This is a genomic window from Streptomyces sp. NBC_00704 (assembly GCF_036226605.1).
GTDB lineage: Bacteria > Actinomycetota > Actinomycetes > Streptomycetales > Streptomycetaceae > Streptomyces.
Genome location: NZ_CP109000.1, coordinates 78,949 through 97,087, shown reverse-complemented (window position 1 = coordinate 97,087; position 18,139 = coordinate 78,949). Strand labels below are relative to the sequence as shown.

General features: G+C 70.5%; 15 protein-coding genes and 2 pseudogenes. 10 read left to right on the top strand and 7 right to left on the bottom strand.

Translation table 11 applies throughout. The features are described 5' to 3' along the window. The first annotated feature begins 540 nt into the window (after positions 1 to 540). Complete coding sequence (locus OG802_RS00540) at positions 541 to 1,974, top strand: glycoside hydrolase family 43 protein (RefSeq protein ID WP_329416870.1); 1,434 nt, start codon at positions 541 to 543, stop codon at positions 1,972 to 1,974. 321 nt (positions 1,975 to 2,295) lie between these two features. Further along, complete coding sequence (locus OG802_RS00535) at positions 2,296 to 3,852, top strand: alpha-L-arabinofuranosidase B (protein ID WP_329406044.1); 1,557 nt, start codon at positions 2,296 to 2,298, stop codon at positions 3,850 to 3,852. Positions 3,853 to 4,013: 161 nt separating this feature from the next. On the opposite strand, the gene OG802_RS00530 is transcribed toward OG802_RS00535, so the two are convergent. Then, positions 4,014 to 4,406 carry a hypothetical protein gene (locus OG802_RS00530; RefSeq protein ID WP_329406043.1) on the bottom strand — a complete coding sequence of 131 codons (393 nt, stop codon included), beginning with the start codon at positions 4,404 to 4,406 and terminating at the stop codon, positions 4,014 to 4,016. A gap of 454 nt (positions 4,407 to 4,860) precedes the next feature. On the opposite strand from OG802_RS00530, the gene uppS reads away from it, so the two are divergent. After that, entirely contained in the window at positions 4,861 to 5,667 is an 807-nt protein-coding gene (uppS, locus tag OG802_RS00525; RefSeq protein ID WP_443055150.1) for a polyprenyl diphosphate synthase, read from the top strand. After that, positions 5,664 to 7,100, top strand: a complete 1,437-nt coding sequence (locus OG802_RS00520) for an oxygenase MpaB family protein (RefSeq protein WP_329406041.1) — start codon at positions 5,664 to 5,666, stop codon at positions 7,098 to 7,100. The genes uppS and OG802_RS00520 overlap by 4 nt, the downstream gene beginning before the upstream one ends. A 50-nt stretch (positions 7,101 to 7,150) precedes the next feature. Here the strand turns inward: OG802_RS00520 and OG802_RS00515 are convergent, their stop codons facing one another. Beyond that, the gene (locus OG802_RS00515; protein WP_329406040.1) at positions 7,151 to 7,891 is read right to left on the bottom strand and encodes a class I SAM-dependent DNA methyltransferase; all 741 of its coding nucleotides are present in this window, start codon (positions 7,889 to 7,891) and stop codon (positions 7,151 to 7,153) included. A gap of 291 nt (positions 7,892 to 8,182) precedes the next feature. On the opposite strand from OG802_RS00515, the gene OG802_RS00510 reads away from it, so the two are divergent. Further along, entirely contained in the window at positions 8,183 to 8,788 is a 606-nt protein-coding gene (locus OG802_RS00510; RefSeq protein ID WP_329406039.1) for a dihydrofolate reductase family protein, read from the top strand. Between the two features lie 523 nt (positions 8,789 to 9,311). Here the strand turns inward: OG802_RS00510 and OG802_RS00505 are convergent. Continuing rightward, positions 9,312 to 9,443, bottom strand: a pseudogene (locus OG802_RS00505) (ADP-ribosylglycohydrolase family protein); the annotation flags it as partial. 207 nt (positions 9,444 to 9,650) lie between these two features. Then, complete coding sequence (locus OG802_RS00500; RefSeq protein ID WP_329406038.1) at positions 9,651 to 10,034, bottom strand: hypothetical protein; 384 nt, start codon at positions 10,032 to 10,034, stop codon at positions 9,651 to 9,653. Between the two features lie 72 nt (positions 10,035 to 10,106). Between OG802_RS00500 and OG802_RS00495 the strand changes: the two are divergent. Next, positions 10,107 to 10,501: pseudogene (locus OG802_RS00495) on the top strand (transposase); the annotation flags it as partial. A 171-nt stretch (positions 10,502 to 10,672) separates the two neighbouring features. On the opposite strand, the gene OG802_RS00490 reads toward OG802_RS00495, so the two are convergent. Continuing rightward, on the bottom strand, positions 10,673 to 11,206 hold the full coding sequence (locus tag OG802_RS00490) for a MarR family winged helix-turn-helix transcriptional regulator (RefSeq protein ID WP_329406037.1): 534 nt from the start codon (positions 11,204 to 11,206) through the stop codon (positions 10,673 to 10,675). A 137-nt stretch (positions 11,207 to 11,343) separates the two neighbouring features. On the opposite strand from OG802_RS00490, the gene OG802_RS00485 reads away from it, so the two are divergent. After that, a complete protein-coding gene (locus OG802_RS00485) occupies positions 11,344 to 11,694 on the top strand; it encodes a DoxX family protein (RefSeq protein WP_329406036.1) in 351 nt (116 codons plus the stop codon). Positions 11,695 to 11,996: 302 nt separating this feature from the next. Here OG802_RS00485 and OG802_RS00480 read toward each other — a convergent pair whose 3' ends face one another. Together OG802_RS00480 and OG802_RS00475 are read right to left on the bottom strand one after the other, a co-directional pair. Continuing rightward, complete coding sequence (locus tag OG802_RS00480) at positions 11,997 to 12,689, bottom strand: response regulator transcription factor (protein ID WP_329406034.1); 693 nt, start codon at positions 12,687 to 12,689, stop codon at positions 11,997 to 11,999. Next, positions 12,686 to 13,996, bottom strand: a complete 1,311-nt coding sequence (locus OG802_RS00475; RefSeq protein ID WP_329406033.1) for a sensor histidine kinase — start codon at positions 13,994 to 13,996, stop codon at positions 12,686 to 12,688. The genes OG802_RS00480 and OG802_RS00475 overlap by 4 nt, the downstream gene beginning before the upstream one ends. Before the next feature lie 228 nt (positions 13,997 to 14,224). Here OG802_RS00475 and OG802_RS00470 point away from each other — a divergent pair, with 228 nt between their 5' ends. The 3 genes from OG802_RS00470 to OG802_RS00460 all read left to right on the top strand — a co-directional run bounded on the left by OG802_RS00470 (position 14,225) and on the right by OG802_RS00460 (position 18,102). Continuing rightward, positions 14,225 to 14,932: an ABC transporter ATP-binding protein gene (locus OG802_RS00470; protein ID WP_329406032.1), complete on the top strand. Its 708-nt coding sequence runs from the start codon at positions 14,225 to 14,227 to the stop codon at positions 14,930 to 14,932. Beyond that, a complete protein-coding gene (locus OG802_RS00465; RefSeq protein ID WP_329406030.1) occupies positions 14,929 to 17,277 on the top strand; it encodes an ABC transporter permease in 2,349 nt (782 codons plus the stop codon). The genes OG802_RS00470 and OG802_RS00465 overlap by 4 nt, the downstream gene beginning before the upstream one ends. 231 nt (positions 17,278 to 17,508) lie before the next feature. Further along, positions 17,509 to 18,102 (top strand): TetR/AcrR family transcriptional regulator, encoded by a 594-nt coding sequence (locus OG802_RS00460; protein ID WP_329406029.1) that lies wholly within the window; start codon positions 17,509 to 17,511, stop codon positions 18,100 to 18,102. The last annotated feature ends 37 nt before the right edge of the window (positions 18,103 to 18,139 follow it).

Below are 18,139 nucleotides of genomic sequence, written 5' to 3'. Positions count from 1 at the left end.
CACAGCGTGCTCACTCGGAGAGCAGGTTGGCTACGAAACCTCCCCCCGGCCGGACACCGGGACGGAACGCCGCCGGGCACGACAGCAGTCGGCATCAAGAGGTGGCGACTCGGTGCCCGACCGCTGACATCACCGCACCCCGAAGGCGATGGCGGCCGAGACCGGACCGCAGAGAACAGGAGCCCCCCAGACAGAACGCCGGGACGCCGAAGCGGCGCCCCCGAAGCGCCTCTCCGGGCGGCGACGAACCACAGACCGTCCGCCCGGCCCGTGCCACGACCGCCCCACCAGGGCGACAGTCGTGACGTCACCGCGGAAGCCGCCCGACCGGCTCGCGTGCCTGGGTCCCGCCGTCATCACGGTGACACGCACCCCACACCCTCACCCAGGGCGAGACACCTTTTGCCGGACCTGCACCCGGCTCGTGCACAGAGCCGCCCCGTCTCGCCCACACCCGGACCGAACTCCCTTCGCCCCGCTCTCCCGTTCCCCCCGACGTTGGCACCTGCACAACGACAGGAGATCCGCATGTCCGCCCACATGTCCGCGCTTCGCGGCCGGCTGACGGTGATATTGATCGCCGCATGCCTCCTCTTCGCCGGCCAGACCCTGACCACACCCCAACGGGCCGACGCAGCCGATCCGGGCTACCTGATGGTGCACTTCACCGGTGAGGGGGCGACCAACCAGCAGATGTACCTCTCGCACAGCACCGACGGCGTGCGCTGGAACGACCTGAACGGCGGCGGGATGGTCCTGCGCTCCACGGTCGGCACGAAGGGGGTGCGCGACCCCGCATTGGTGAGATCCCCTGACGGCAGCAAGTACTGGATCATCGCGACCGACCTGTGCATCGGTTGCGGGCAGGACTGGAACACCGCCATCGACAACGGCAGCCGCAACCTGGTGGTGTGGGAGTCGACGGACCTGGTCACCTGGTCGCAGCCGTGGCTGCTCAACGTCGCGGGCGCCATACCCGACGGGCGCAACGCCTGGGCGCCCGAGGCGATTTTCGACCGCGAGACCAACGACTACGTCCTGTACTGGGCGACGAACGTGCCCCTCGAGGGCAAGACGAAGCACCGCATCTACTACGCCCGCACCAGCGACTTCCGCACCGTCACCACCCCGCAGACCTACATCGAGCGACCCGGCACGCAGGAGATCATCGACACCCAGATCATCGAGATACCGGCCGGAGTGGGCGACTACCGCTACGTGCGGGCCTCCGGTGACGGTCAGATCACCCTCGAGGGCAGCGACTCCATCCTCGGAACCTGGACCCGGCTCGGCGACCTCTCCGGCGTCGGCCTGACCGGGGCGATGGTCGAGGGCCCGATGTGGATGAAGTTCAACGGCACCGACAAGTGGGCCCTCTACCTCGACCAGTACGCCTCCAGCGGCGGCTACATGCCGGTCCTGACGACCGACCCGTCCGATCCCGCCTCCTACCAGAAGCAGGCCTCGGGAAGCTACAACATGGGCGGCACGAAGAAGCGCCACGGCTGGATCATGAACCTGACCGCCGCCGAGGAGAGCCGCGTCCTCGCCCGCTGGCCCAACACGCCCGCCCAGAGGATCCAGTCGTACAACTTCCAGGACCGGTACGTGCGCCAGACCGCCTTCGACGTGCGCATCGATCCCGGCGTGAGCCCCGCAGAGGACGCCCAGTTCCGGCTGCGCCCCGGCCTGGTCGGCACCGGCACCGTCTCCTTCGAGTCGGTGAACCATCCCGGCTACTTCCTGCGCCACTTCGACTTCGACTTCCAGCTCGCCCACAACGACGGCACCACCCAGTTCGCCGCCGACGCCACCTTCCGCAAGGTCGCCGGCCTCGCCGACGCCGGCTGGTCGTCGTTCCGGTCGTACAACTACCCCGACCGCTACATCCGCCACTACGCCTACGAGCTGCGCCTCGACCCGATCACCACCGCGACGGGACGCGGCGACGCCACCTTCCGCGTGACGAGCTGACCCGACGCCGACCGTTCCCCCTCTCGTTGGCGACGACGGCGTGAAGGCGGGCGGGGGAGAGGGACGCGAGCTTCTGTCCCGGGTCCCATGACGGACCCTCAACTCATCGCCCCCGCCCGTCGCTCACCGGATCGGATCCGAGTCCGGATCCGACGAGGTCCGGATCCGACGAACAACCAGACTCCGGGCCCGGTGCCGAAGACGGCCGAAGCCGCACCGGGCCCGGGAGGCGTCGACGCACCCCGCACCGTCCGCACAGCCTGACATCCGGGTTCGTCGACACCTCACCACCTCACATCCCGCCTCGTGAAGGAGTTCTTCATGATCAAGCAACCGTGGCTACGCGGCGTCCGACGGGCGCTCCTCGCCGCCGGCGCCACCGCCGCGCTCGCCGCCGGCCTGCTCACCGTCACGGCGACCACCTCGCAGGCCGCGACCCAGGGGCCGTGCGACATCTACGCCGCAGGCGGCACCCCCTGCGTCGCCGCGCACAGCACCACCCGCGCCCTGTACGGGGCGTACACCGGCCCGCTGTACCAGGTCAGGCGCGCCTCCGACAGCACGACCAAGGACATCGTCCCGCTGACCGCCGGAGGCGTGGCCGACGCCGCCGCGCAGGACTCCTTCTGCGCGAACACGAGCTGCGTCATCACCGTCATCTACGACCAGTCCCCCAAAGGCAACCACCTCACCCAGGCACCCGCGGGCGGAGCCGCCGGCGGGCCCGACAACCTCGCCAACGCCGTCGAGGCGCCGGTGACCGTGGGCGGGCACAAGGCGTACGGCGTCTACGTCGCCCCCGGCACCGGCTACCGGAACAACAACACCAACGGCATCGCCACCGGCGACCAGCCCGAGGGCATGTACGCCATCTTCAACGGCAAGCACTTCAACGGCGGCTGCTGCTTCGACTACGGCAACGCCGAGACCAACAACCTGGACACCGGCAACGGCCACATGGAGGCCCTCTACTTCGGCAACAACAAGGGATGGGGCTGGGGCAGCGGCAACGGTCCCTGGGTCATGGCCGACCTGGAGAACGGTCTCTTCTCCGGGGTCAACCGCGGATTCAACGCCAATGACCCCAGCGCCGACAACCGGTTCCTGACCGCCATGCTCAAGGGCGGCGCGAACCAGTGGGCCCTGCGCGGCGGCGACGCCCAGTCGGGCGGCCTGTCCAGCTTCTACAACGGAATACGCCCCACCGCCGGCGGCTACAACCCGATGCACAAGGAAGGCGCGATCATCCTCGGCATCGGCGGTGACAACAGCAAGTGGGCCCAGGGCACCTTCTACGAAGGCGTCATGACCTCGGGCTATCCCTCTGACGCCACCGAGAACGCCGTACAGGCCAACATCACCGCCGCGGGCTACTCCGGCGGCTCGACCGGCACCGGCTCACTGACCCCCGGCTCCCGGATCTCCCTGAAGGCCACCACCTCGCCCTGCTGCACCTCGCACTACCTCCGCCACAACGACGCCGACACCAAGGTCGTCATCTCCAACATCACCTCCGCCAGCCCGGCCGCCGACAAGGCCGACGCCACCTGGATCGTCCGCGCCGGCCTCGCCAACACCTCCTGCCTGTCCTTCGAGTCCGTCGACAAGCCCGGCCAGTTCCTGCGCCACTTCAACTACCAGCTCAATCTGAACTTCGACGACGGCGGCAGCGCGTTCGCGAAGGACGCCACCTTCTGCCCCACCGCGGGCAACAGCGGCGTCGGCACGTCCTTCCAGTCCGTCAACTTCCCGACCAAGTACCTCCGCCACTACAACTACACGGTCTACGTCGCCGGCAACGGCGGCACCAACGCCTGGGACTCCACGACGTCGTGGGCCCAGGACACCAGCTGGCTCACCGCTTCTCCCTGGAGCTGACGAGGGACCGAACCCGTGGGCGCCTCCGGACGGGGCCGCGCACGGGTCCGGGCGCGTCCCGCGAACCGCGAACCGCGGGCCAGGGAAACGCGCCCAGCACCACCCGACCCACGGCAAACCGGCCGCCTCCGCACCGTCGCCTGGGAGCGTGCGAGGGCCCGTCAGGCGGCACTTCGGTCGTGGTAGCGGCGGACGATCTCGTCGAACGCGGCTCGGCCGGCGTCATCGAGACGGTAGGTGTCACGTCGGGGGAGGGGCGGGCGGGTGCAGCCCGGCCCGTGGACGCGGCCGTCGGAGTGCTTCCAGGACGGGCAGCACGGCGTGAGCGTCGGGGCCTGCCCACCGGCCCCCGACTGTGCCGCGCGCTGTGCCATGGTCCGCGCGCGGTGGTGCGCGCCTCGGCACACGCCGTCGGCGGCGAGCAAACTGGGCGCGGCCCACACGACGAGGATCCCGAGCAGCCACTTGTGGTGGGCGAAAAGCCAGGCCGCGGCCGCCACTTGGGCGAGGGCCAGGGTGCGGCAGGCGCGGGCAAGGGCGAGGTGTCGCGTCACGGGTGGCTCCCGGTGGGGTGGGCTGTTCCTCTGCGGATGCCCCGTTCCGCCCGCGTCAGCCCCGCAGGCCCCCTTCTCCACGTCCTTGAAAATCTCTCCGGGCTTTGGGTCCACGACGAGCGGCGTGTGGTCGTCGAGGACCGAAACGCCGAATGGCGGCTGACGACGCCGATCCCCTCGCGTCGTGTCCGGCGAGCCTGGAGCACGCTGGTGACGTCGGCGGTACACGGCGGTGCGCGACGCGAAGGTGCCCCGATGACGGTGCACCCGTTCATCGAGGCGGAGAAGCGGGCCCTTCCGCCGCTCCCGAACGCGCGCACCAAGGGTGAATTCACGAGATGTGCGGACCGTGCGCAAGTGAACGCTGCCACTCTGCCGTTGATGACCGGAAGACGGTGGCGGGGTCCCTGCCGCTACGGAACGAGCGTCCGCGCAGGAGGCTGAGAGGGCGGGAATGACAGCTCAGCGGTCCACGACGGAAGGGCTGACATCCCCTCTCTCCACTCACGCTGCAAGGCCGGGGCCGGGGCCGGGGCTGGGGGCGCTGGTGCCGCGGCACGTGGCGTGTGTGATGGACGGAAACGGCCGCTGGGCAGCGCGGCGGTCGCTGCCCCGGACAGCCGGTCACCGCGCGGCGGAGACGACCGTGATCGACGTCATCGAAGCGGCACGGTCGGCCGGCGTCGGATGGCTGAGCCTGTTCGCGTTCTCCACCGAGAACTGGAGCCGCCCGGACACCGAGATCGCATTCCTCATGCACCTGGTACGCCGGGTGGTGCGCAAGCACGCCCCGCTTCTGCACGCCCGCGGCATCCGCTGCCGCTTCCTCGGCATGACCGATCCCCGCATCCCTGCCGGACTGGCCGGGGACATCGCCGACTTGATGACGCTGACCGACCGGAACCGGCAGATGACGCTGACCGTCGCCTTCGACCACGGCGGCCGCCGGGACATCGTCGAGGCCGCACGCTCCCTGATCCGCAGCGGCGTGCCGGCCGAGGCCGTGACCGAAGAGAGCTTCGCCTCCCACCTCCCGTTCGCCGACACCCCGGATGTCGACCTGGTCATCCGCACCTCGGGCGAGCAGCGCATCTCCAACTTCATGCTCTGGCAGGTCGCCTACGCCGAATGGCTGTTCCCGCCGATGCTGTGGCCCGACTTCCGCGCACCGGACTTTCTGCAGTGCCTTGATGCCTATCGCCGGCGCGAGCGCCGCTTCGGCGGCGTACTGCCGATCCAGAACGGAGAGACCCGACCATGACCCTCACCGACGACGAGCCCCTGTTCGGTCCCGGCTCGCAGTTCCACAGCTTTTTCAACGACCCGCGGTGGGCGTTGGCCATGGTCCGGGCGACCGTGCTGGAGGCCGCGCACCCGCAGATCGGCGCCGCCCTGGTCGACAACTCCACGTTCGTCGCCCACCCCTGGCGGCGGCTGCGCAACACCTTCCTGAGCATGCAGCGCATGTTCGGCGCCGACGAGCACACGCGGCAGCGGGAGGCGGCACGGCTCAACCGCCTGCACGCACGCCTGCGCAGCAGCGGCGCGGACAGCCGGCCCTACGATGCGATGGACCCGGGTGTGCGCGCCTGGGTGGTGGCGACCCTGTTCGAAAGCGCCGTCACCATGTGCCGGCTCAGCGGGCAGCCCCTCGAGCCCAAGGCCATGGAACGACTGTATGCCGAGTTCCAGGCGTTCCTGGCCGCCATGGGCGACGAGGCCGGGCACCTGCCGCCCACGCTCGAGGAGTTCTGGCCCTACTACGACCGGACGGTCGCCGAGGAGTTGGAGAACACCGAGGCGATGCGGGTCATCCTCTACAAGCTCTTCGACCACCTCCCGGCGCCGCCGGTGCTGAACGGCTTTCCCGCCCTGTGGGCGACCGGCCGGGCCCTCGCCGGGCCCGTCATCGGAGCGATCACCGTGGCCTCCCTGCCGGAGGCGTTCCGCCGCCGGGCCGGCCTGCCCGAGATCGCCGGAGTCGAGACCCTCATGCAGGGCGCCTACCTGGCCGCCGGTCTGGCCCGGTTCCTTCCCGAGGGTTGGATCAAGGCCGACGGCATCGCCGAGGTGCTGTCGCTGTCCCCGCACAGCGACGATCCCCGCGCGCGGACGGTCGCCGCGGTGCGGGAACAGATGAAGCGGGTCGGCGCCCTCATCCGCCTCATCACCCCGCTGCCCCCGGAGCCCGAACCGGCGGCCCCGGACAGCGGGGCGCAGCGCAACGCGCGGGAGTTCTTCACTGAAGTCCTCGACCAGACCGGGGACGGCTATCTCACCTGGCCCGATCTCGCCGCCATGGCGCGGGAGCTGTCCAGCCGACTCGACCTGGACGAGCCCGAGGAGACCCGGCTCTACAACGCCTACGCCGACTGGTGGCGCGAACTCCAGGCCGCCCTCGACACCGATGGCGACGGCCGTGTCAGCGCCGCCGAGTACGCCGCCGCTGTCCCCTCCATGGCCGGTCCCGCGCTGATCCGGGTCGCCGAGGTCCTCTTCGACGTCACCGACAAGGACGGCAACCAGACCATCGACGCCGACGAGTACCGGGCGCTGTTCCGCACCGCATTCCAGCGCGACGCCACCAGCACCACCGCGACGTGCAGCCGCAGCGCCTTCATCAACGACTTCCTGTCCTTCATGTCCGGACGCCGGCGCGGCACTCACTACGACCCCCTGCTCGCCGAAGCCTGAGGGGTTGCACAGCAGGCACGGCCTACGCCGACGGCCCCCGGTGGCCGGTCTCAGGCCGGCTTGCGCCACACGGAGACGTGCTTCGCGGAGTCCTGGGTGAACGGCGACCCGTCCCAGTCCGCGACGCGACGTTCCCTCTCGAGGCCGGCGATCCGTGCCATCAGGTCGAGCTCTGCCGGCCAGGCGTACCGGTGCCGGGAGGCGCCGCGGCGGTAGCGGCCGTCGTCGCCGTCGAGAGTGAGGTGGTGCGAGACGAGGATCTGCTCGACGAGGTCGAAGGTGTCGAAGCCGAGATGCTGCTCGGAGACGTCGAACGGCACCGCGACCTGGCCGGGCGGCAGGAACCGCAGCGGCGGCACACCCAGCTCGATGACGAATCGGCCGCCGGGCTCCAGATGCCGTGCGGCGTTGCGGAAGCACTCGACCTGCTCGTCCTGGGTGAGCAGGTTCGTGATGGTGTTGTAGACGAGATAGACGAGGGTGAACTCACCGGGAACGACGGTGGTGGCCATGTCCCCGATGACCACCGGGAGCGCGTCCTCGTCGATCTTGCGCCGCAGCACCGCTGCCATGTGCTCGGACAGTTCGATGCCCACTACCGGCACGCCGCGTTCGCGGAGCGGGACTCCCACTCGTCCGGTTCCGATGGCGAACTCCAGCGCCCGGCCGTCTCCGGCCAGCTCCGCGAGGAAGGCGAGAGTCGGTCCGAGAACGGCAGGCGAGGACAGTTCGGTCTCCTCGGCGTCGTAACGGTCGGCGGTCGCACGGGTCCACAGTTCACTGCTCGTCACGGACGGCCACTCTGCCGTTGCCGAAGGGAGCTGTCGACGCATTTACGGTCTGTGCGGTCCGGCAGGCGCGGCAGGCGGGCGGCGAGGCGGCCGGTCACCAGGTCCAGCAGGTCGGCCCGGCCGGCGGATGGTGCGCCCGGCGCCGGGCCGGGCGGATCCGGACCGCATCGCCGTTTCGCCGACCTGATCGACTGCACCGGCTTGGCTTGCCTCGTTGCTCCACGGCGTGGCCGATGAGTTGGTGGCTCCCGGCCGGTCCAAGCTGGTGACACCTCAGGAAAGGACGCGGTCATGTCGGAGCTTCTCGTCGATTTCATCACCTCCCTCGACGGCCATGCCTCGGGAGAGGGATGGCCCGGGTTCTGGGGTCTGGAGGGCCCGGAGTATCTCGCGTGGCTGGGCGACCAGCCCCAGGCCACCTACTTGATGGGGGCGAACACCTACCGCCTGATGTCGGGCTTCGCCGCAGGCGAAGTCCCGAAGGGCCAAGACGAGTTCAGGCCTGAAGAAGAGGCGTCCGTCGACCAGCTCACGCAGGCGTCCAAGGTGGTGTTCTCCTCCTCCATCGAGGAGCCACTGACATGGGCGAACTCCACGCTCGTGCGCGACGACGCCGTTGACGCCGTCCGCGCCATGAAGTCGAGTGGCTCGGGGCTGCTCAGCACGATCGGCAGTCTCAGGCTGTGCCGGTCGCTGCTGCGAGCCGGCCTCGTCGACCGCTTCCGGGTCGTGATGTTCCCGGTGATCACCGGGGCCACGGGCGAGGAACGCATCTACGACGGCTATCCGGACGTCGCCCTCGAAATGATCGAACACCGCACCTTCGACGGCCGCATCCAGTTGGTTGAGTACAAGCCCCGCGTGCTCGAGCACCCGCCGCTCGGCGTCCCTGCGTGAGGCCGCCCCCCCGTCCGCCGGTATGGACGGCAGCTCGGAGCACCACGCGCCGATCGCGACCCTGGCCCGGCACTACGCCTGAGGCGTAGACGGGCGGGCAGGTCGGGGGCGCGCTCCCGCAGCAGCGCCCTCTCCCGGCCGCGTCGCCGGCGCGCGTAGAGCCTGCCCTGGCGATCACCGGGTAGGGCCTCGGCAATACTTTGACCGGAATCGGGGGAAGGGGAAGGGCGAATCCGTGGACAGTGACCTGCGACGTGCGGCGGTCGTGACGCTTGGCGAACTCGGGCGAGGCGATGACTGGCGTGACCGGGCGGATGCCGGTCACAGCCTGGCGCAGTTCGCCGAGATGCCGGAGGCCGTAGAGCTACTGCTGGGCCTTGTGCTCGACCGAGGTGACACCTTCGTCACCCGGCGGACCGCGGAGGGCTTGCTTCGGCGAAAGGACAGGATCGGACTGACGATCGTCGCGTCCGCACTGGCAGTCGCCAACGACAACCACGCCGACTACATCCACACCGCGATCGTCGCCACCGGCACCGGGCACGGGAAACCGCGCGGAGAACGCTCCCGAGGGGCCAAACTCGAAGGGGGCGCCCAGGGCGTCGCCCACCGCTGAGCCGACGACCGCGCCGGCCGCTCGCTGAATCCGCTTCATTCGCGCAGGTTATCCGCGCCACGCCGACGGCTGTCCTGTCCCGGATAGGTATGGGCAGGGCGAGGACCCTGACCTGCGGTGCCCAGAGTTGAGCGGGACACGAGAGCGGCCAATGTCCCACTCGACCATAGGCAGGACGATGAGTCGCTCACGGCGCCAGCGGTAGCCGAGGAGCTGTCCCGTAAGCGGGTTCTGCGGTCGGGGGCTTCAGAGGAAGGCCAGCGGGACGTCCTTCTCGATGCAGAGCAGCAGCACGCCCGCCAGCCGGCGGGCGGGCTCGATGTGCTGCCGGAGGAGTTGGTCGTCGCCCTCTTGTGTCCACTGGTCGGTGATGGCCTCCAGCCGGACCAGGATCGACGCGCACTCGTCAGGCGAGAGGTCGTTACCTCCGACATCCGGATGATCGAGGAGTGGCTCCAGGGCGGTGGACACCTCACTCCACGGGCGCTCGCCGCCGAAGCCTCGCATCTCGGAGAGGACGAACCCCTCGGTCTCGGCCAGACGCCGCCGGAACGCGGCAAAGCCACTGTAGGACCAGGAAACATCCGGACTCTTGTTGTCTCCATCGCCCGGGAAAAGAACCAGCCCCATGCGCCCTCCCTGCTTGCCGAGCACACAGGATCGGGGACGCTGGGCAGCGTCTGCAACTGAGATGATCTTGGTTTGGCTGGTGTGATCAGGGCGTCGGAGCCGTCTTGGACAGCCCCGTTCACCGGGCTGAGCCCGCGGCAGTTCGGCAAGCTGGTGACCGCGCTGCGACGCGGGGGTGCAGATGCAGTCCGCAAAGGGCCGGCCGCGGAGCCTTCCGCTGGAGGACCGGGCCCTACTGGGACACCGTGCTCATCGTCGACGGCACCCTGGTCCCCACCCGCGACCACGCCATCGCCGAGCGGTCGAAGAACCACCGGTACTCGACCAACCACCAGGTCGTCATCGACGCCGACACCCGTCTGGTCGTCGTGGTAGGCCGGCCACTCGCCGGGGACCGCAACGACTGCAAGGCGTGGGAGGAATCCGGCGCCAAAGCCGCCGTCGGCAAGACGCTCACTGGACGTGACAGACTTCCCCGTCCCCTCGGTGCCGGCGGCGCGCTGGGAGCTGCGGCAGCTGGCCCGCGCCCAGGAAGCTGTCAAGGCAGCGTGATTCGACCGGTACGACGAGGCCGGGAAGCGTCTCGACGGCGGCTCGGTCCGACGGTCATGGACTGTCGCCCGGGCAGGTCCATGTGTTCAGCAGTCGGTGGCTGGCGGGGCGTCACAGGCGCTGTGGCGGGTGGTGCGGACACGGGCCAGGAGGGAGTGCAGGGTGGCGCGCTCCCGCGGGGTGAGGTCGGCGAAGAGCTCGTCCTCGACGTATCTGATGGCGGCGTCGAGTTTGGTGAGGGCGGCCGTGCCCGCTTCGGTGATCTCGACGATGTGACGACGGCGGTCGGCTGGATCACGGCGCCGTCGCACCAGATCGCGGTCCTCCAGCGCGTTGAGGAGAGCGACCAGGACGCTGGGGTCGACGTCCAGCCGCGCACCGAGGTCGCGCTGGCCGAGCTGACCGCCGTCGAGGTGCATCAGCACGACGGCGTGGCGGGGCGTGACCCCGGAGGCGGTGAGTGCCTCTCGGATCCAGCCTTCGGCGGCGCCACCATGCCACGCCAGGAGCAGGGCGAGGCGGGAGTCGGGACCGGTGGATGCGGGCGTGGCGTCGCCGCTGGGGGAGCCGACGGGAGCGCTGGTGGCGGGGGCGGTGTCCCCGGATCGTTCGCTGGCCATGGTCCGACCGTAGCAAGAGGAAAAATAGTCTGTTGCAATCAATCATTGAACCACTTACATTATTCGCCCGGGGTGCATCGCTTGCCGCCCTGCACTCCTGGACCGATCGACGGTCCCCTTCCCCCTCTGGAGTTCCCGTGTTCATCGCCTATGTCGTCGTCGCTGTTCTGCTGTCCCTGCTGCTCTTCTTCTCTGCCCGTGGCGACATCGTCCGCGACCCGAAGATCACGGAGGGGCTCAAGGCGGTCGGGGTGCCCGACAACTGGTTCGTGCCGCTCGCCCTGGTCAAGATCGCGGGTGGTCTGGGGCTGCTCGTCGGCATCGCCTATCGCCCGCTGGGCATCGCGGCGGCGATCGGCGTCGTCCTGTACTTCCTGGGCGCCGTGATCACGCATGTCCGTGCAGGCGACAAGAAGGGAATCGCCACCCCGGCCGTCATCATGCTCGTCTCCGTGGCGCCGCTGCTGCTGGGTCTCGCCACGGTCTGACCGTGCTCCACGATCACCATCAGACCGGCCCACGCTCCACCGCAGGGCCTCGGCTGGCAGGAGGGAGCGGGTGCGTTCCAGGCGGCTACTGACGTGGTTGCTCGGCCTCCCCGCGAAGTCGCGAGGGGCGAGTGGGACACATCCCTCGGTGCGCGGGGTCGGCAGTGTTCTGCTGCCTCGCCAGGAGACTGCCGACCGCCGGTTCGCAGGCGGCGAGAACGCGCAATTCTGGCCGTGGCTCATCCAAGGGAACGAGTACCGGCCGGGGATGTCCCAACGTCTTGGCTTCGGTCTATGTCTGATCAGTGGGACTGCTGGGCGGCCTCGCCTGTCCTGACGCTGACCAGACCTGTCTCGTAGGCGACGATGACGGCCTGGACACGGTCACGGAGTCCGAGCTTGGCGAGGATGCGGGCGACGTGCGTCTTGACGGTCGTCTCGGCCAGGCGAAGGCGGGTAGCGAGTTCGGCATTGCTCAGCCCTCGGGCCAGAAGGCCGAAAACTTCCAGTTCGCGCGGGGTGAGCGAAGCGAGGTCGCGATGGAGGGCGGCAGATTCGCCGCCGGGCTGGGCGAACCTCTGCACGAGGCGGCGGGTGATGGCGGGCGCAAGCAGGGCGTCGCCGGTGCGGACCGTGCGGACTGCCGAAACCAGATGCTCGGGGGTGACGTCCTTGAGGAGAAAGCCGCTGGCTCCCGCGGACAACGCCGCGTAGACGTACCGGTCCAGGTCGAACGTGGTCAGGATGACGACTCGGGGTTCACCGGGGGCGCCCGTGAGGATGCGGCGGGTGGCCTCCAGACCGTCCATCTCGGGCATCCGGACGTCCATCAGAACCACGTCGGGCCGGGTGCGGCGGACCGCATCGACGGCTTCGGCTCCGTTGGTCGCCTCGGCGACGACATCGATGCCGTCGGCGCCGAGGATCATCCGGAACCCGGTACGGACCAGGGTCTGGTCGTCGGCCACGAGCACTCGCGGCGGCTGCTCGGTCACGGTGCCCCCAGGGGGATGAGCGCTTCCACGCGGTACCCGCCGGTCAGGCGCCGGCCGGCGTGCAGGGTTCCGTCGTAGACGGCGAGGCGCTCACGCAGGCCGATCAGGCCCCGGCCGTTCCCGGCGGCCGCGTCGGCACCCGGGTGTCCACCGGTGTCGGTGACTTCCACCCGGAGCCGGGCCGGGCCGTATTCGACGGTGACGGCGGCCGTGGCGCCGGACGCGTGCTTCACCGTGTTGGTGAGCGCCTCCTGGACCACGCGGTAGGCGGCGAGTTCAAGGCCGGGCGGCAGGGGGCAGGGCGGTCCCGTCACGGTCACCCCTACCGTCAGCCCGGCGTCCCGGACCCGCCCGACCAGCGATTCCAGCTGGTCCAGGCCGGGCTGCGGGGCTAGCTCCGCAGCCGTGCCGGTCACGTCCGGATCTTCGTCCGTCCCCTCACCTCGGTCGGCCATGGTGAGCAGTCCCATGACGTGGCGCAGTTCGGTCATGGCAGCACGCCCACCGGCCTCGACGGCGAGCAGCGCCTCTCCTGCCTGCTCGGGGGAGGTCTTCATGATCTTGCGGGCGGCGCCCGCCTGGATGACCATCACGCTGACGTTGTGCGTGACGACGTCGTGCAACTCGCGGGCGATCCTCGCGCGTTCGTGCTCGACCGCCCGGCGCAGCGCCTCGGCCTGTTCGCGTTCCAGGGCGGAGAGCCGGGTGCGGCCCTCGTCGGTCCGGAGCTTCCAGGTGCGCAGCCCGAGGGCGGCTCCTGCCATCGGGACCAGGATCAGCAGGGCGATGTACTCGTTGGGGATGATCGGTGTCACCGAGTTTCCCGAGGTGCCCACCAGGAGGACCGATACCGGCAGCGCCGCCAGGGTCGCCACCCGGTAGGGGCTGTGGACCGCGGCGCTGTAGACGGCGATCACGAACGCGTAGAAGGTCAGCCGCCTGACGCTCTGCGGTGTCGCCAGTACCGCGGCCGTCACGATGCACAGCACCGCGAGCGGAAAGCGGCGGCGCAGTGCCAGGGCGCTCGATGCGACGACCGCAAGGGTCACCATGAAGGCCATGCCGCCCGGGCCGGCCGGGCGCGGCACGACGTGCTCCACGCCGGGTGCGATCTCCCGCACCACGACGTTGTCCGCGTTGTCGATGCCGTAATAGACCGTGGTGACGCCGAGCGCCAGCGCCACCAGGACGTCGAACTGCCAGGCACGACGGCCGAGTCGCAGCGGTGGACCAGTGGGGCGCCTGGCGTCGCGCACCGCCTCGCCGACCGCGGCCTGAAGCCGCTCCAGCATCGTACGCACGTTCATCACCGGTTCATTGTCGCCGCCGCCGCAGCCGCAGGAGTCCGCCTCAGCGGCCGTTCCCGACGCCCGGCGTACATCGGGCGTCTACATCGCAAGGATGACGTTCCGGCAGATGATCCCGATGCGGTACGGCAAAGGGTCCGGGCGGGTGACGCGCGCCGGCGGGGCGCGCTCCTAGCGTTCCGGGAGCCAAACGCCCGATCTGGCGCCCCGTATCGAAGGAGCCCGTTCATGACCACGCCGGTGATCGAACTGTGCGAGGTGAGCCGCCGTTACGACGACGGCCCGCCCGCTCTGCACGAGGCGTCGCTGACCGTACGGCCCGGCGAGGCCGTCGCGGTCCTCGGCCCGTCCGGCAGCGGCAAGTCCACGCTGCTCAATCTGGTCGCGGGCCTGGACCGGCCCGATGCGGGGTCCGTCACCGTGGACGGCGTGCGGGTGGACCGTCTCGGCGAGGCCGGAGCGGCCCGCTACCGGCGGTCGAAGATCGGCATGGTCTTCCAGTTCTTCAACCTCCTCGACGACCTGACCGTCACCGACAACGTCGTGCTGCCCGCACGGCTCGCGGGCATGGCACGTGGCGAGGCGGACCGCCGGGCGGCGCAGCTCCTGGAAGCCCTCGGCGTCAACCGGCACGCCCGCACCTACCCGGGGCGGCTGTCCGGCGGCGAGCGGCAGCGCGTCGCGGTGGCACGGGCCCTGATGAACCGGCCTCCGCTGCTCCTGGCCGACGAGCCGACCGGGGCCCTGGACACGGCCGCCGGACAGGACGTCAGCCGACTGCTCGCCGACCTCAACGCCGAGGGCCAGACGATCGTCGTCGTCACCCACGACCTGGCTCTGGCCCGGTCCTGCACGAACCGCACAGTCAGGATCGCCGACGGCCGGATCACCGAGGCCCTCATCTCGCCCGCAGCCGCCCCGGAGGCCGTCCGATGAGCGCCCTCGCTACGGTGGTGCGCTCGGGGGTGGGCCGGCGCCGCGTGCAGACGCTGGTGATCGGGCTCGCCACCATGATGGCGGTGGCCGCCTCCGTCCTCGGCGGATCGCTGCTGGTGGTCTCCGGAGCGCCCTTCGCCGACGCCTTCGCCGAGCAGCGCGGGGCGCACCTGTCCGTCGAGTTCGACGCGGGCCGGGTCGGCGCCGGGCGGCTGTCGGCGTCCGCGGACGCCGAAGGGGTGAGCGGTGCGGCGGGGCCGTTCCGCACGGCCACGGTCGCCCCAAGGACGGACGGGGCGGGCGACGGGTGGCCGATGACCGTGGTCGGGCGGGGGGACCCCGGCCGGGACGTGGACGAGGTGGCGCTCCTTGACGGGCGGTGGCCCACGCGTTCCGGTGAGATCGCGTTGTCCGCCGGCTCCTCGCTCATCCCGACCCTGGGCACGAAGCTCACCTTCCCCAGGGTGTCCGGCACTCCGACACTGACGGTGGTCGGCGTGGCCAGGTCGGTGACACAGACCGCCGACGCGTGGGTGGTGCCGTCCCAGATGCCGGCGCTCACGGCGCCCGGCAGCGGCGGCTACCAGATGCTCTACCGCTTCACCGACGCGGGCACCGCCGCGCAGATCACCGCCGACGGCGAGGCCGTGACGAGGAACCTGCCGCAGGGGGCCGTCCTCGGCAAGCAATCCTGGCTCACCGTCAAGAAGAACGCCGAGCGCGACACCGCCCTCTATGTCCCGTTCCTCATCGCGTTCGGGGCCCTCGGCCTGGTCATGTCGGTGTTCATCGTCGGCAACGTCGTCGCCACGGCCGTCGGCGCGGGGACCCGCCGCATCGGCATCCTCAAGGCCATCGGCTTCACCCCGGCCCGGATCGTACGGGCCTACGTCAGCCAGGCGCTGGTCCCGGCCGCGGTCGGCACGGCCTTCGGTGTCCTCGCCGGCCACCTGCTCGCCGTCCCCGTACTGGCCGAGACAGAGGAGGTCTACGGCTCCTCCTCCCTGACCATCGCCCGCTGGGTCGATGTGGCGGTGATCGGCGGGGTGCTCGGCCTGGTCGCCGCCACCGCGTGGGCGAGTGCCTGGCGGGCCGGTCGGCTGCGTACGGTCGACGCGCTCGCCGTCGGGCGCAGTACGTCGACGAGGCGGGGCCGGTGGGCGGCGCGCCTGGCCGGCCGGCTGCCGCTGCCGCAGCCGGTCGCGCTCGGCCTGGCCAGGCCCTTCGCACGGCCCGCCCGCGCGCTGGCCATGGGCACGGCAGTGCTGTTCGGCACCATTGCCGTCACGTTCACCGTGGGGATGACGACCTCGCTCGGCGAGGTGATGAAGGCCAAGGCCCACGACGCCGCCGATGTCACCGTGCCTGCCCCCATGCCGGACTTCGGCCCGCAAGGCCCCGCCGCCGAGAAGAAGCCCCGGGCCGACCCTGCCGCGGTGGCCGCGGCCATCGAGTCCGGTGCCGGAACCGCGAAGCACTACAGCGCCGCGACGGTACGGGCGACCGTGTCCGGCGCGACCGGCACCGTCGACGTGGTGGCCTTCACCGGCGACGCCTCCTGGGGCGGCTACACGATGGTTTCGGGCCGCTGGATCGACAAGCCCGGCGAGGCCGTCGTTCCGACCCCCTTTCTGGTGGCCACCGGCACCCGCATCGGCGACACCGTCACCGTGAACGGGCTGGCCCAGCCGGTCACCGTCCGGATCGTCGGCGAGGTCCTCGACCCTCGTAACGACGGCATGCAGATCTTCACCGACGCGACGACCCTCGCGGCCGCGCACCCCGACCTCACCGAGGCGAGCCATCACATCACGGTCACCTCGGGCACCGATGTCACCCGTTACGTCGACGCGCTGAACAAGGACCTGGCGCCGCTGGGCACCACCGCTCAGGCCGGCGGGCTCGGCAGGGGCAGCGACGTGGTCGCCACGCTCAACTCGCTGTCCGCGCTCCTCACGCTGATGCTCGTCGCTGTGGCCGCGCTCGGCGTGCTCAACGGCGTACTGCTCGACACCCGCGAGCGCGTCCGCGACATCGGAGTCCACAAGGCGCTCGGCATGACCCCCCGGCAGACCGTCGCGATGGTCCTCACCTCCGTCGTCCTGACCGGTCTGGTCGCGGGCTCGCTGGGCGTACCGCTCGGCGTGACCCTGCACAGCTGGGTCCTGCCCGCGATGGGCGACAGCGCGGGACTCCGTCTCCCCGAGTCCGTCATCGCCGTCTACCGCGCGGCCGAACTGCTCCCGCTCGCACTCGGCGGCCTGCTCATCGCCGCCCTGGGCGCACTCCTGCCCGCAAGCTGGGCTGCCAGGGCACGAACCGCCACGGCCCTGCGCACTGAATAGAAGGTCATGCTGAAGGCTGGTGCCCCTGCCCCCAGCCTTCAGCCCCAGCCGGTTGCCCAGTCACTGCCCGAGTCCGCCAGCCGTCCACGCCAGAGCTGCACCGTCCGGTGCCTCAGTCGTGACCGGGGCCGCCGGTTTGACCGGATGCCGCCTCCGTTTTACTCTCGAATCTGTACGGAGGCAGCATCCGTTTTGATGCGGCCGCAGGATCACGGCAGGCAGGAGGGGTGTATGAGCGCCGGTGAGCAGCGTGGACGCAAGCCCCGTGCGGACGTCCAGCGCAACCGTGCGGCCCTCCTGGAGACCGCGCAGCGTCACTTCCTGGAGCACGGGGTGGGTACGTCCCTGGAGGCGGTGGCCAAGGAGGCGGGCGTGGGGCCCGGCACCCTGTACCGGCATTTCCCCACCCGGGAGGCGCTGCTGGCGGCTGTGCTGCAGACGCGCTCCGAGGAGCTGGTGGCCCGCCAGGCGCTGATCGATCAGCTCGGTGACCCGGTCGAGGCGCTGGAGCAGTGGCTGCGGGCGATGGAGGAGTACTTCAGCGCCTTCAGCGGGCTGCCTGACCCGCTCATGGCCGCGGCCAGGGCGCAGGAGCCGGACAACCCCCTCACGATCCCCTGCCACATCCTCATCTCCGCCACCGATCAGTACGTGCGAGCCGCGCAGCTCGCGGGGCGCGTGCGCGCGTCGGTGCGGGGCAACGACCTGTTCCTCGCGGCCTGTTCCGTTGCCTGGATCAAGGGCACCGGCACCGAGGCAGAGTCGCTCGACCGGCTCCGCACGCTCATCGCGAGCGGCTACCGCCGGCAGGACGCCCAGGCGTAATCCGCCGGGCCCCCGGCCCGGCCCCGCCCCCGACGCC

Excerpts from the sequence above, each read along its gene's own strand:
- uppS (WP_443055150.1), top strand. The coding sequence starts at position 4,861 with ATGACAGCTCAGCGGTCCACGACGGAAGGGCTGACATCCCCTCTCTCC.
- OG802_RS00540 (WP_329416870.1), top strand. The coding sequence starts at position 541 with ATGTCCGCGCTTCGCGGCCGGCTGACGGTGATATTGATCGCCGCATGC.
- OG802_RS00500 (WP_329406038.1), bottom strand. The coding sequence starts at position 10,034 with ATGGGGCTGGTTCTTTTCCCGGGCGATGGAGACAACAAGAGTCCGGAT.
- OG802_RS00520 (WP_329406041.1), top strand. The coding sequence starts at position 5,664 with ATGACCCTCACCGACGACGAGCCCCTGTTCGGTCCCGGCTCGCAGTTC.
- OG802_RS00475 (WP_329406033.1), bottom strand. The coding sequence starts at position 13,996 with ATGAACGTGCGTACGATGCTGGAGCGGCTTCAGGCCGCGGTCGGCGAG.
- OG802_RS00460 (WP_329406029.1), top strand. The coding sequence starts at position 17,509 with ATGAGCGCCGGTGAGCAGCGTGGACGCAAGCCCCGTGCGGACGTCCAG.
- OG802_RS00510 (WP_329406039.1), top strand. The coding sequence starts at position 8,183 with ATGTCGGAGCTTCTCGTCGATTTCATCACCTCCCTCGACGGCCATGCC.
- OG802_RS00470 (WP_329406032.1), top strand. The coding sequence starts at position 14,225 with ATGACCACGCCGGTGATCGAACTGTGCGAGGTGAGCCGCCGTTACGAC.
- OG802_RS00490 (WP_329406037.1), bottom strand. The coding sequence starts at position 11,206 with ATGGCCAGCGAACGATCCGGGGACACCGCCCCCGCCACCAGCGCTCCC.
- OG802_RS00535 (WP_329406044.1), top strand. The coding sequence starts at position 2,296 with ATGATCAAGCAACCGTGGCTACGCGGCGTCCGACGGGCGCTCCTCGCC.
- OG802_RS00465 (WP_329406030.1), top strand. The coding sequence starts at position 14,929 with ATGAGCGCCCTCGCTACGGTGGTGCGCTCGGGGGTGGGCCGGCGCCGC.